The following is a 13,392-nucleotide window of genomic DNA, read 5'->3' on the forward strand; positions in this document are numbered from 1 at the left end:
CTGAGCTTTTTCTGGGACAGGATCATAACCGAGAACCGGCGATATTTCAGCGGCCAATTGCACGGGTTTGCCGATCCCTTGTCAATTGGGGCAGAATGAGGGCTGTTTTTTGGGCTGTGGCCGGATGCCAAAGCCCCTGTATCCTACAATTCCGGAAATAATAATGAAAAAAACTTGGATGGCTTCGGCGCTTATGGCAATACCTTTGACACTGGCCTCCGGCCAGTCTTTCGCTCTGGAGGGTGGCAAAACCCCTTTGACGGTTGAGCGTCTCTATTCTTCACCGGCATTGGCCGGTGCCAGCCCCCGAGGGCTGAAACTGTCTCCCGACGGCAAGCGGGTTACTTACCTGGCGGGCCGTAAAGACAATCAGTATTTCTACGATCTTTGGCAGATGGATGTCGCCACAGGCCAGGTCAGTTTGCTGCTGGACGCCTCCAGGCTCGAAGCCGGTGAACTTTCCGATGAAGAGAAGGCCCGCCGCGAGCGGCAGCGAGTGTATGGCCAGGGGATCATGGAATACTTCTGGGCCGACGACAGTCAGGCACTGCTGATCCCGGCGGCCGGCAAGCTCTATTACTTCAGCCTGGCCGATGCTAAGGTGACTATGCTGCCGACAGGGGATGCCTTTGCCACAGATGCCAAACTGTCGCCCAAGGGCAATTTTGTCTCCTTTGTAGCCGAACAAAACCTCTATGTACTCCAGCTGAAAGACCATAAGCTCACGGCGCTGACCCAGGATGGCGGCGGGGCCATCAAGAACGCCATGGCCGAGTTTGTGGCTCAGGAAGAGATGGACCGTATGACAGGCTACTGGTGGGCACCGGATGAATCGGCCATCGCCTATACCCGCATCGATGAATCGGGCGTGGAGCTGGTGACCCGCAATGAGATCTATGCCGATGGCATCAAGCTGACCGAGCAACGTTATCCCTATGCCGGCAAGCCCAATGTCGAGATTGCCCTGGGGGTAGTGTCGCTGGCGTCTGGGCAGACCCAATGGATGGATCTCGGCAGTGAGAAAGATATCTATCTGCCGCGGGTGAAATGGCTGCCGGACAGCAAGCACTTGTCGTTCCAGTGGCAGAATCGCAGTCAGCAGCAGTTGGATCTGCGCCAGGTAGACAGCCGCGAGGGCAAAGGCGCCGTGACTCTGGTTTCCGAGCGCAGCGATGCCTGGGTTAACCTCAACCACGACCTCTATTTTCTCAAGCAGCAGCCCGGCTTTATCTGGGCATCCGAGCGTGATGGCTTCAACCATATCTACCTGTTTGATGACAAGGGCAAGGTCAAACGGCAACTGACCCGGGGAAAATGGGCGGTCGATGAGATAGAACACCTAGATGAAAAGCAGGGCTGGGTTTATTTCAGTGGCCGTAAAGACAGTGTGGTCGAGCGCCATCTGTATCGGGTCAGCCTCAATGGCGGTGAGATAGAACGGATCAGCCGGCGTGGCGGCATGCACAATGCCGTGTTTGCCGACAAGGAATCTGTTTACCTCGACTATTTCAACAGTCTGTCGCAGCCTCCCCAGGTGAGTCTGCACAACCAAAGCGGTGAGCATCTGGCTTGGGTGGAAGAGAACGCCGTCAAGGCCGGACACCCTCTGTATGACTATGCTGGGCTGTGGCAGTTGCCGGAGTTTGGCACCCTCAAGGCCAAAGATGGCAAGGCGCTGCAATACCGCCTGTTCAAGCCGGTGAATTTCGATAGTCAGGCTAAATACCCCGTGGTGGTGCGGGTTTACGGTGGGCCTCACGCCCAGTTGGTGGTCAATAGCTGGAGTGAGCAGGATTACTACACCCAATATCTGTTGCAGCAGGGCTTTGCCGTGTTCCAACTGGATAACCGGGGCTCGGCGCATAGAGGCTCGGCCTTCGAGCAGGTAATCTACCGCCATCTTGGTGAGGCCGAAGTGGAAGATCAGAAGACAGGTGTCGATTTCCTGCGCACCCTTCCCTGGGTCAAGGCCGACAGCATTGCCATCTATGGCCACAGCTATGGCGGCTATATGGCGCTGATGAGCCTGTTCAAGGCGCCCGACTACTTCAAGGCGGCCATCAGTGGCGCTCCTGTAACCGACTGGGCCCTGTACGACACCCACTACACCGAGCGCTACCTCGGCCATCCTGACGACAACGCCCGGGGCTACGAGGCCAGCAGTGTCTTCCCCTATGTGAGCGAGTATCGTTCAGGCTTGCTGATGTATCACGGCATGGCCGATGACAATGTATTGTTCGAGAACAGTACCCGGGTATACAAGGCGCTGCAGGATGAAGGCAAGTTGTTCCGCATGATAGATTACCCTGGCTCCAAGCACTCGATGCGGGGCGATAAGGTGCGCACCCATCTGTACCGCTCGCTGACCGACTTCCTGGAGACAGAGTTGAAAGGCAACTGAGCCGGTAAGCTGAAGTTATCTGGTAGCTGAAAATGCCGCGCCTCATATGGCGCGGCTTTTTATGCTTCGCCCTCCTTGGGCAACAGGCGTCTGAGCAACAAGGGGCCGAGCAGGGTGGTGATGGCTATTACCAACACCAATTCGGTAAATACCTTGGCCGGAATGATATCCAACTGCCGCCCCACTTCTGCAAAGACCAAACCGACTTCACCTCTGGGCACCATGGCACTGCCGACTATCAGCTTTTGCCGCCAAGTGCCGCTAACCACCAAACCGGCGGCCAGCTTGCCGATAAATGCCAGCAGTATCATCGCCAGCAAGAGTAACAGGCTGTAGGGGCTGAGGTTCAACTGGCTCAAGTCGAGGCTTATCCCCACATAGACAAAGAACACAGGCGCGAACACATCGGTCAGCGGTTGCATCGATTTTTCCAGCTTGTGGGTAAAGGGAAAGGGGTTTTGCAGATACTTCTGCCAGGGCCAGATAAACTGCCTTGATAGCGCCAAACCGGCGGCAAAACCGCCGAGCAGTGCCGGAGCGCCGAAAAGGTGTGCCAGCCAGGCAAACAGGCAGATCAGTGTCAGCATAACCACGGCTTCATAGCCGGGTGTCTGGGACTGGTAGCTGAATACCCGCAGCAGATAGACCAGCATTCTGCCAAGAGGCGGCGCCAGCAGCAGAAACAGCAGCAGTAAGCCACAGAGTTTGATAATTGCCAGCGGTGCCAACTGGCCTTCACTGGCAAAGTTGAACAGCAAACTGAGCAGTATTACCCCGGCAATATCGTCGAATACCGCCGCTCCCAGAATCAAATGACCGGCACTGGATTGTTGCTGGCCACTGTCGCTTAGCACCCTGAGGGAGATGCCTATGCTGGTAGCCGTCAGGGTACAGCCGTAGAAGAGGGCGGCAAACAGCGACAGCTCCAGCCAGTAAAAGGCGGCCAGGCCGGTGAGCAGCAGCGGCACCACTATGCCGATAATGGCCACCGCTGCCACCTGGCGCCCGGCGCTGTAGAGGCGTTTTATCGAGGTTTCGGCGCCGATGGAAAACAGCAGCAGTATCACCCCGAGCTCGGCGATATTAGCCAGCACCTGGGTCGGTTCCAGCCAGCCGAGCACAGAGGGACCCAGCAACAAGCCTGCACCTATTTCCCCCACCACCGGCGGCCAACCGATACGGTTACAGCACTCTCCCAGCACCCGGGAGAACAGCAAGATCAGGAACAAGGCGATCAACAGGCTATCTATCGACATTGAGTATCCCCCATAGGTGCAATTGTTGATCGGGATCAGTATGGTTTATTCTGCATCAGATTAGAGTCTAAAAAATAGCCGATTACCAGAAAAATCCGGAGAAAACAAATGGGTAAGCTTTTTATCATCGAACAACATGAAGAGGCTAACACTGATGCGATTGCCAAGGGACTGGAAGTAGCGGAACTACTTGGTAAGCAACCACAGGTATTTGCTTATTGCTACGAATATTTTTCCGGTGATGATTATTATAGCCCACGGCTTGCCGGGGCCGCCCAGCAGCGGCTGATGAAGGAGAAGCAAGCCGAGGTGTCGGCTCATCTCAAGGAGTTGGATGCCGAAGATGTACCGCTGCATATCATCTGGAGCAAGTATCTCTACGAGCATGTCAGCAACCATGCCGGCCGCTATGGTTTTGATATGGTGGTCAAGACTGTTCACCAGAGCGAGCACTTTCTGCCGACCGACTGGCATCTTATTCGCAGTACCAAGGTGCCCTTGATGCTGCTCAGCGACAATCCGATCAAGAAGGCGTCAAGTATTATGATGGCGGTGGATCTCGATGCCAGAAGCCAGCAAAAACAGCGCCTCAACCAACTGGTGTTGCAACATGGCCGCCAGTTGGCCGAGGCCAGCGGTGCCAAGTTGCATCTGGCGCATATCATCCGGGTACCCAAGGTGATCCGCGATCTTGAGGTGCTCAACCTGCATGAAATGGTCAAGTCGGCCTGGCGTAAGCATCAGGCCATGCTGGACCAGACCGGGCTTCCCAAAGAGCAGATCCATATCATTGCCGGCGATCCGGATCTTTGTCTGTATCAGTTGTCCTGCAGGCTCAAGAGCGACTATCTGGTGATAGGTGCTCGTCAGCGCCAGGGCTTGATGGGGCGGGTGATAGGCAATACCGCCGAGCAGATCTTGCGGCGCGTGCGCAGCAATGTGCTGGTGATCCCAACCGATGAGGAACAGACAAGCTGATAGCTTGCCTGCTCACAAGCCCTTTTGGCTGAGGGCAACCAAGGCCTCGGCGGCCGGGGTCAAGGGTAGGTTGTTGCGCCAAATCAGCCCTAGCTGCCAGGTGATTTCACTCGCCATGGGCCGATAGCTGAGGGTTTGCTCGCCGAGCTTGTCGCAGATGGGCTCCGGCAGCAGCGCCAGCCCCATTCCGGCCTGTACCATGGCGCCGAGGAAGTCCCATTGACCACTGCGAAAAGCGATATTCAACGTGACCCCGGCCTCGCGGCTCAGGCGGGTCAATAATTTTGCCAGTGAGAAGTCCTCGTTGTAGAGAATGAAAGGATACTCGGCCAGATCCCGCCATTCTATCGCCTGCTTGCTGGTCAGTGGGTGACCTACCGGCAGGCAGACCTTCAGCGGATAACCCTGCAGCGGCGATGAAGATAGCTGCTCTCCATGGGTGGCCGGCAGCGCCGTGAAGGCGATGTCCAGAGTGTCGGCCAGCAGTGCCTGCTCGCAACCAAAACCACCGTATTCATGCATCTGCAACTCGACCGCCGGATAGGTGCGGCGAAACTCGGTCAACAGATCTATGGTCAGGCTGCTCATCATGGGGCAGACCCCGAGGCGCAGGTGGCCGGATTTGAGGCCACTCAAGTTACTCAAGTCCTGCTCCATTCTGTGCCATTGGCCTATTATCTGGCAGGCGCTGGCATGGAATATCTCTCCGGCCTGAGTGAGCTCTACCTTCTGATTGCTGCGGATCAAGAGCTGTTGATCCAGGGATTCCTCCAGACGTTGGATCATCTTGCTCAATGTCGGCTGAGTCAGGTACAGCTGCTCGGCGGCGCGGGTAAAGTTGCCGGTTTCCACCAGGGTCAGAAAGCAGTGTAAGGTCTTGATAGGTACGTTCATGCTTATTTGGAATTCTCGCTATGGAATTAATTCATTTTACTAATAGTCATGGCGGCGTTAATTTGATCAGCATCCCAAGTAAAGAGGAAAAATCGATGAAAGCCTATCAAGGTTTGTGGGTCAGCTCTCTGTGGCAAACCGCCACTGAAACTCAGGAACACAAGGCCAAGCCTGCCAAAGCCAAGTCCCAGAGTTTTTGGAAGCTGATGTTCCACAAAAAAGCCAAAGCAGTCTAAAGTTACCCGGCCCGTGCCGGGTTTCTTTTATCCCGCCAATACCCCTTCCTTTGTTTTGCCCTGTTGGCCCTTTGGGTTAGTATTTGCCTGATTAATTCAAGGGGAAGCTTGTGGATCTCAGCCAGATATGGACGGACGAATCCGAGTACCGTCGGGTTGCGCTCAAAGTCAGCGCATGGACTATTTTTTGCCTCGGGGTACTGTTCAGTGGCTTTAACTGGTATATGGGGTTGCCATTACTGTCTTTGATGGAACTGGCCATGGCCGGTTTCTGTCTGTTGTTGCTCTACCGTTTGCCCACAACCTCCAGGCTGAAAGAGTGGTCGTTATGCTTTCTGTCTTTGCTCTTTTTCATCGTGCTGCTGGGAATTTGGCAGGCGCGCTTGAGCTCAATTCTCTATAGCTGGTTATTTATCTTTCCGCTGCTTTCTTATCTGCTGCTGGGGAAACGTTGGGGCGTGGGTTTCAACGCGGTATTTATCTTTGGTGGTATGAGTCTATTGCTGCTGCGGCTGGTTATGCTGGAGTCGGAGCTGCATTTTTCCCTATTTATCAATGTGGGTCTGTGTCTGTCTACTTTGTGGATCATGAGTCATGTGTTTGAGAGCAAGCGGGCCGAAATGGTTGAACGTTTGCAACTGATGGCGGCGCTGGATCCACTGACATCTGTCTACAACCGCTTGCATCTGGAACCGGTATTCAATCTACTGCAGCAACAGATGACGGGGCGTTTGGCACTCTTGCTGGTGGATGTCGATCATTTCAAGCAGATTAACGACAATTTGGGCCACGATGCCGGCGACAGGGTGTTGCAGCAGTTGGCGCGGCTACTGCAGGAGTTTGTGCCATCCCCTGAGCATGTTTTTCGCGTCGGCGGTGAAGAGTTTTGTCTCTTGCTGCCGGTGGCGGACATGGCCGAGGCGCAGAGGCTGGCAGAGTCTGTCAGAGCGGCGGCTGAGTCTCTGCCCCTGGACTTGGCCACAGCACAGGGCCTAAGCGTCAGTATTGGCATAGCCTTGTCACCAGAGCCGAGCTCCAGGCTAAAGCCTGAGCTGCGCCAGCTGTATCGTCAGGCCGATGAGCGCCTGTATCAGGCCAAGCTCAATGGCCGTAACCGAATCGAACCGCCGCAGTCCTGAGTGCTGCGGCTACTGTAGCAGTGGATGCTCCTTGGGCAACTTGCCGCTGATCCACATTACCAACCTATGTTTCATATTGGGGCCATCTTCCTTGTCCGATGGCAATGGCCCTATCAGTTTATCCTGCACCAAGAGGCGATAGACGCACTCGACTTTCTCTTTCTCCGGCACCTTGTCCCCAAGCGGGGCAAAGCCACGCTTGAGTGAGTATCCCAAACCTATCTCCAACGCCAGTTTCAACAGAGCCGCTTCATTCTTGTGTTTCTTCATCTGTATCGCTCCCAGCTTGTGCCTGCTCCTAAGCTAACGCAAAGTGACTGAGATTACACTTAAAAATCCTTCGACAGCCTCAGGTGCCCTTGTACCTTATTTGAGCATACTTTAAGCTGGTCGTTGGAACGACAAGGATTAATACCATTCCCGATAGAAGGTGGATTTTCCAACAAGCTTCCCTGAGGCGTGTTGAAAAGGTGCTTGTACGGCGCAGGCCAATGTCGATTTATCCCGATGAACTTTCCATTGTCCTACTTGCCTCCATACCTTTTCATTCTCGCTCGGTGAGCCAGCTTCTGCACGGAATGGCGTACCTCAACGTAGGGAGAGAAGTGATGTCCAAAGTCAAATATCAAGCCAAGGCGCAACGCACCTTGACCGTCAAAAACACCTCATTCCAATACTACAGCCTCAATGAAGGGCCCTTGGCGGAAATTGCCGAGGTTGCCGCATTACCCAAGAGTTGCAAGGTGCTGCTGGAAAACATTCTGCGGCATCTGGATACCGACCATTGTGATATCGACGATCTGCAGGCGCTTGCCAAGGGGCGCGGCCGCGGCAGCCAGCAGGAGATCGCCTATCATCCGGCGCGGGTATTAATGCAGGACTTTACCGGCGTCCCGGCGATAGTCGACCTGGCCGCCATGCGGGCGGCGCTGGTGGCCAAAGGGCGCGATCCGCAAATAATCAATCCACTGTCCAAGGTGGATCTGGTGATTGACCACTCGGTCAGCATCGACAAGTTCGCCAATCCGGATGCCTATCGGGACAATGTGGCGATTGAGATGCAGCGCAACTTCGAGCGTTATCAATTTCTCAAGTGGGGCCAGGGCGCCTTCGATAACTTCTCCGTGGTGCCACCGGGTACCGGCATTTGCCATCAGGTAAACCTCGAGTATCTGGCCAAAGGTGTCTGGCAGGGGCTTGGCGAAGAAGGAGTCACTTGGGTCTATCCAGATACACTGGTGGGCACTGACAGCCACACCACTATGATCAACGCCTTGGGGGTGCTTGGCTGGGGTGTCGGGGGTATCGAAGCCGAAGCGGCCATGTTGGGGCAACCCATCTCAATGCAGATCCCGGATGTGGTGGGGTTCGAGCTCAAGGGGCAGCTCAGTGAAGGCATTACAGCCACCGACCTGGTGCTCAGAGTCGTGGAGATGCTGCGCCGCCATGGGGTAGTGGGTAAATTTGTCGAATTCTATGGTGATGGCCTGGATCAGTTGCCGCTGGCCGACCGAGCCACCATCGCCAATATGGCACCGGAATATGGTGCAACCTGTGGCTTCTTCCCGGTGGATGCGCAGACACTGGAGTATCTGCGCCTCAGTGGCCGAGATGAACAGACGGTTGCCTTGGTGGAGGCTTACACCAAGGCGCAAGGGCTGTGGCGAGAGACTGGCGATAGCGCCCCTGAGTTTGCCGATACCCTGAGTCTGGATCTTGCCAGTGTTGAACCCAGCCTGGCCGGGCCCAAGCGGCCCCAGGACAGAGTCGCCGTCAGTCAGCTCAAGCAGGCGGCCGAAGATGCCATTCGTCTCTCGGGGCGCAGCGAGCTTGAGCAGGCGTTTGTACTCGAAGGCAGCGAGCTTGCCATGCACCATGGCGATTTGGTGATTGCCGCCATTACCAGTTGTACCAATACTTCCAATCCGGCGGTGATGCTGGCAGCCGGGTTGCTGGCACAAAAGGCGGTGGAACTGGGGTTGGAGCGCAAGCCCTGGGTCAAGACTTCGTTGGCCCCAGGCTCCAAGGTGGTGACCCAGTATCTGCAACAGGCCGGACTGCAAACGGCACTCGATAGCCTGGGCTTTAACCTGGTAGGTTATGGTTGCACTACCTGTATAGGTAACTCGGGCCCCTTGCCGGAGGCGGTCACCAAGGCGGTCAGCGAACAGAAGATCCATGTGGGTTCAGTGCTTTCCGGTAACCGTAACTTCGAAGGGCGGATCCACCCCTTGGTGGAGTCCAACTGGCTTTGCTCGCCTCCTCTGGTGGTAGCCTATGCGTTGGCGGGAACCAGCCGTATCGATCTCAGTCGCGATCCCATAGGCCAAGGCCGCGATGGTAAAGCGGTTTTCCTTAAAGACATTTGGCCTAGCAATGCCGAGATAGCCGCCGTAATGGGCAAGGTGAGTCGCAGCCTGTTCCAGCAGCAGTATGCCGATGTGTTTCATGGCGATGATGCCTGGCGCGCCATCGACTCGGGCTCGGGCAAAACCTATGCCTTCGATCCCGCCTCCACCTATATTCAGTTACCGCCCTTCTTCGAAGCCGAATACGGCGGTAATGCGGATGACATTAAGGGGGCCGCGATTCTGGCGCTATTAGGAGACTCTGTCACCACAGATCATATCTCCCCGGCCGGGGTGATCCCCAAAAACAGTCCGGCAGCCGATTACCTGCGCGGTCATGGTGTAGCTGACAAGGACTTCAACTCCTACGGTTCACGCCGCGGGAATCACGAGGTGATGATGCGCGGTACCTTCGGTAATATCCGTATCCGCAATGAGATGGTGCCCGGTCATGAAGGCGGTGTTACCCGGATGCAGGGCGAATCTGAGGTGCGCTTTATCTATGACGCTGCCATGGCCTATCGCGCCAGAAAGCAGGCGAGTGTGGTTATTGCCGGTAAAGAATATGGTACAGGTTCCAGCCGTGACTGGGCCGCCAAGGGTACGCTGCTGCTCGGGGTCAAGGCGGTCATAGTGGAGAGCTTTGAGCGTATTCACCGCTCCAACTTGGTGGGTATGGGCGTGCTGCCATTGCAGTTTCTGCCCGGGGAAACCCGTCAGACTTTGGGTCTGACTGGTGATGAGACAGTGGATATTCTCGGCTTGGATGGCGAGCTTAAGCCAAACCAGAAGCTGCAGGCGCAGATCCATTATCCCAATGGAGAGTCCAAAACCATAGCACTGCTCAGCCGCCTGGATACCGGCATGGAGGTTGCCTACTACCGTGCCGGCGGTGTGCTGACATATGTGCTGGAGCGTTTGGCCGCCGAATAGCCCAGCTGCTTCAGGCAAAAACCGCGCCTTTGGGTGCGGTTTTTTATTGGGAAAAGCCAAGTGGTGCCACAGCGCTCCATGTTTTAAAATGCCGCATAATCTCAAGTGGCAGGAGTGCCCATGTACCAAAACAAACAAGCCGTAGCCCTCGGCAGCCTGGCTCTGATGACAGCCGTTGCCATACTGCTGATCTTACTGGCCTTTTGGGCCTGGCCTAAATACAAGGTCTATAAGCTGGAGCTGGACGGCATCGCCGCTTTGAAGGAAGCAGAGTGGAGCAAGCAGATCCTGATTGAGGAAGCCAAGGCTCGGGAACAGGCGGCCCTGATGCAGGCCAAGGCCAAAGTCACCCTGGCTGAAGCGGAAGGACGGGCAATGATCGCCAGAGCCAAGGCCGAAGGGCAGGCCGATATCGAGCGCGCCAAGGCGGCTGCCGAGGCCAACAAGATTATCGGCGAGTCACTCAAGGGCAATGAAGCCTATCTGCGTTACGTGTGGATCAAGGGGCTGCAGGAAGGCAAGGGCGAGCGCATCTATATTCCAACCGAGGCCGGCTTGCCTTTGCTGGAAGCGGGAAAAGCCCCCGGGAAATAGCCTGTTGCCCGGCAAGCCGGTCGTTACTCGAGTCTGAGTGCGGTTTAGCTGAACTGAGGCAAGTCAGTTGTCCCAGGTTAGCGGTACCGAGTCGGCCTCATGTGGTAACTTGTCGCCGAAGCGTTGCACTAGCCAGTCGATGAACAGCTTCAGTCTGTGGCTGGGGTGGCGTTTGCGTGGATAGATAAGCGACAGTGGCATGGCTTGCGGCGGATACTGCTGTAACACTGGCACCAGAGCGCCACTTTGCAAATGTGGCGCTATACCATAAGTGGGTACCTGGATAAGACCAAAGCCTGCCAATCCGGCGGCAATATAGGCATCTGTACCATTGGTTCTTATGCTTTGGGGCAAGGTGTATTGATGGTATTTCCCCTCTTGCCTGAACTCCAGCGGCTCGATACGACCACTTGCGGGTAACAGATAGCCCACCATCTTGTGGTTACTGAGTTTCGAAGGCGTTTGCGGAACTCCGAAGCGCGCCAGATAATCCGGGCTTGCCAGCGTGACTATCTCAAAGCTTCCCAAACTTCTGGCAATAAGGTTGCTATCCTCCAGTGTGCCGGCCCGCAGTGCCAGGTCGACCCCTTCACCTATGATATCGATGCGCGGATCCGAAACGCCAAGCTCCAGCTCTATGTCCGGATAACATTGATGAAATTCCGGTAAGGCCGGCAAGATAAGCAATCGGGCGAGTCTGGCGGGCATGTTGATCCTAAGTAGCCCCGCCGGGCAGCTTTCTTTGGCAAATAGGCCCTGAAGATCGTCCCAGTCTGCCAGCAGCGCCGAGGCCTTATCCAGCACCTGTTCGCCCTGTGCGGTCAACCTGACCTGTCGTGTGGTGCGTACCAGCAACTGTACCTTGAGTTGCTGCTCCAACCGCTGCACCGCCTGGGTTACGGTCGAGCGTGGTAGATTGAGTAAACTGGCAGCCTTGGTGAAACTTCGCGTCTCGGCGACCCGGCGAAAGATATTCAGGGTTTGCAGTCTATCCATGATTGTTCGTGATTTTGGAATACACTGGCTGTTATAGCGTTATTTATCCCAAAGGTAAAAACAAAGATGCTGTTGGCAGTTCAATGGAGGTAACAGATGAAAACACGAAAACTGGGTAGCAAGGGACCGGAAGTATCGGCGCTGGCGCTGGGATGCATGGGCATGAGTGAGTTTTACGGTCCGGCCAGTGATGCAGAGTCCTTGGCAACGCTGGATCTGGCGCTGGAGCGCGGCGTCAACTTTTGGGATACCGCCGATGTTTATGGACCTTTTCGCAATGAAGAACTGTTGGCACAAGCGCTCAAAGGCCGTAGGCAGCAGATCTTTCTTGCCAGTAAATTTGGCATAGTCAGGGATGAAGCAGATGTGCACAAGCGCGGCGTCAATGGCCGCCCCGAGTATGTCCGCCGCTCTGTGGAAGCCAGCCTCAAACGTTTGGGGACAGATTATATCGATCTCTATTACCAGCACAGAATGGATCCCGAGGTACCGATAGAGGAAACGGTCGGTGCCATGGCCGAGTTGGTGCAGCAGGGCAAGGTGCGCTATCTGGGTTTGAGTGAAGTGGACAGCGACAGGCTGCGCCGCGCCCACAAGGTGCATCCCATTACAGCAGTGCAGAGCGAATATTCTCTCTGGAGCCGGGATCCTGAAAGCAAGGTATTGCCGCTTTGCCAAGAGCTGGGAATAGGTTTTGTTGCCTACAGCCCTCTGGGGAGAGGTTTTCTCAGTGGTGCTATTCGCAGCATAGACGACTTTGCTGCCGATGATTTCAGGCGCTCTCATCCCAGATTTCAGGGGGAGAACTTTGAACGTAATCTGGCACTGGTGGATGCCATCAAGGCACTGGCTGAAAGCCGAGGTTGCAGTTCGTCACAGCTGGCGCTGGCATGGCTGCTCAGCCGAAATGAGCATCTAATCCCTCTGTTTGGCACCAAACGGCGGCGTTATCTTGAGGATAATATTCAGGCTTGCGCTCTGACTCTAGGCCGAGACGAGCTGGCGGCCATCGAAGAGGCGTTTCCCATCACAGCAGTAGCTGGGAGCCGTTATGGCGCACAGATGATGCCGTTGTTACCCAATGAGTAGTGGTACTGGGGTTGGCTAATCCCCATTACTTGGGGGTGAGCTTTACACAAGTTCAATTGTGCCTAACCCCTAACCCTAACAATAAGCCATTGCAAATACCAAGGAATATGCTTTGGAGTAGTCGCAGGGCGTTGATGATAATAGTGTAGCGAGGCATGGATGCCGGGGTTCGAAGGTCGAGAAGGCGAATGTTACTAAGCAACAAGTCTATGAGTGTGAGCCAAGGTGGCCGTTGTGCATGGAGGCATTTACACCATAACTTTCTGCCGCAGGCACAGCGGCTATCATAGCTTTCAGCCAAGAGTGGTTAACCAAATTGTATCTAACTGCCAACTAAGCGGCAGCCAATCACCTGCGGTGCGGATAGGCAGGAAGCCTGAATGCCGTGAAGGACAGGACGTCCGAGAACGGCCTCTCGCACAGGCGATCCTGTGACACGGCGAGAGTTGCGCAGCAACATGCTTTCGAGCGCGAGCCAGGGATGGTGAGCTGGCCGTTAAACAGGGAAGTTATTGTAAACCCATCCCT

General features: G+C 55.4%; 11 protein-coding genes. 7 read left to right on the forward strand and 4 right to left on the reverse strand.

The features are described 5' to 3' along the window. Nucleotides 1-163: 163 nt before the first annotated feature. On the forward strand, nucleotides 164-2,401 hold the full coding sequence (locus ACF8D4_RS09080) for a DPP IV N-terminal domain-containing protein (protein WP_392464956.1): 2,238 nt from the start codon (nucleotides 164-166) through the stop codon (nucleotides 2,399-2,401). 59 nt (nucleotides 2,402-2,460) lie between these two features. On the opposite strand, the gene ACF8D4_RS09085 is transcribed toward ACF8D4_RS09080, so the two are convergent. After that, nucleotides 2,461-3,657: a cation:proton antiporter gene (locus ACF8D4_RS09085; RefSeq protein WP_044735132.1), complete on the reverse strand. Its 1,197-nt coding sequence runs from the start codon at nucleotides 3,655-3,657 to the stop codon at nucleotides 2,461-2,463. A 108-nt stretch (nucleotides 3,658-3,765) separates the two neighbouring features. On the opposite strand from ACF8D4_RS09085, the gene ACF8D4_RS09090 reads away from it, so the two are divergent. Next, nucleotides 3,766-4,635 (forward strand): universal stress protein, encoded by an 870-nt coding sequence (locus ACF8D4_RS09090; protein ID WP_392464958.1) that lies wholly within the window; start codon nucleotides 3,766-3,768, stop codon nucleotides 4,633-4,635. Between the two features lie 12 nt (nucleotides 4,636-4,647). Here the strand turns inward: ACF8D4_RS09090 and ACF8D4_RS09095 are convergent, their stop codons facing one another. Continuing rightward, nucleotides 4,648-5,529 carry a LysR family transcriptional regulator gene (locus tag ACF8D4_RS09095; RefSeq protein WP_025890103.1) on the reverse strand — a complete coding sequence of 294 codons (882 nt, stop codon included), beginning with the start codon at nucleotides 5,527-5,529 and terminating at the stop codon, nucleotides 4,648-4,650. A 95-nt stretch (nucleotides 5,530-5,624) separates the two neighbouring features. On the opposite strand from ACF8D4_RS09095, the gene ACF8D4_RS09100 reads away from it, so the two are divergent. Both ACF8D4_RS09100 and ACF8D4_RS09105 read left to right on the forward strand, forming a co-directional pair. After that, nucleotides 5,625-5,765: a hypothetical protein gene (locus tag ACF8D4_RS09100; protein ID WP_156018842.1), complete on the forward strand. Its 141-nt coding sequence runs from the start codon at nucleotides 5,625-5,627 to the stop codon at nucleotides 5,763-5,765. A gap of 110 nt (nucleotides 5,766-5,875) precedes the next feature. Then, entirely contained in the window at nucleotides 5,876-6,904 is a 1,029-nt protein-coding gene (locus ACF8D4_RS09105; protein WP_107111188.1) for a GGDEF domain-containing protein, read from the forward strand. A gap of 9 nt (nucleotides 6,905-6,913) precedes the next feature. On the opposite strand, the gene ACF8D4_RS09110 is transcribed toward ACF8D4_RS09105, so the two are convergent. Continuing rightward, entirely contained in the window at nucleotides 6,914-7,174 is a 261-nt protein-coding gene (locus ACF8D4_RS09110; RefSeq protein WP_025008966.1) for a DUF5062 family protein, read from the reverse strand. 338 nt (nucleotides 7,175-7,512) lie between these two features. On the opposite strand from ACF8D4_RS09110, the gene acnA reads away from it, so the two are divergent. Continuing rightward, nucleotides 7,513-10,185, forward strand: coding sequence for an aconitate hydratase AcnA (acnA, locus tag ACF8D4_RS09115; protein ID WP_392464961.1), 2,673 nt, complete (start codon nucleotides 7,513-7,515; stop codon nucleotides 10,183-10,185). 120 nt (nucleotides 10,186-10,305) lie between these two features. Beyond that, nucleotides 10,306-10,779, forward strand: coding sequence for a hypothetical protein (locus tag ACF8D4_RS09120; protein WP_025889971.1), 474 nt, complete (start codon nucleotides 10,306-10,308; stop codon nucleotides 10,777-10,779). Nucleotides 10,780-10,842: 63 nt separating this feature from the next. Here ACF8D4_RS09120 and ACF8D4_RS09125 read toward each other — a convergent pair whose 3' ends face one another. Further along, on the reverse strand, nucleotides 10,843-11,775 hold the full coding sequence (locus tag ACF8D4_RS09125; protein WP_392464963.1) for a LysR family transcriptional regulator: 933 nt from the start codon (nucleotides 11,773-11,775) through the stop codon (nucleotides 10,843-10,845). Nucleotides 11,776-11,871: 96 nt separating this feature from the next. Between ACF8D4_RS09125 and ACF8D4_RS09130 the strand changes: the two genes are divergently transcribed. Next, nucleotides 11,872-12,864 carry an aldo/keto reductase gene (locus tag ACF8D4_RS09130; RefSeq protein WP_044735128.1) on the forward strand — a complete coding sequence of 331 codons (993 nt, stop codon included), beginning with the start codon at nucleotides 11,872-11,874 and terminating at the stop codon, nucleotides 12,862-12,864. Nucleotides 12,865-13,392: the final 528 nt, after the last annotated feature.

It is taken from the genome of Shewanella sp. YQ_9, assembly GCF_043103185.1.
Classification (GTDB): domain Bacteria; phylum Pseudomonadota; class Gammaproteobacteria; order Enterobacterales; family Shewanellaceae; genus Shewanella; species Shewanella algae.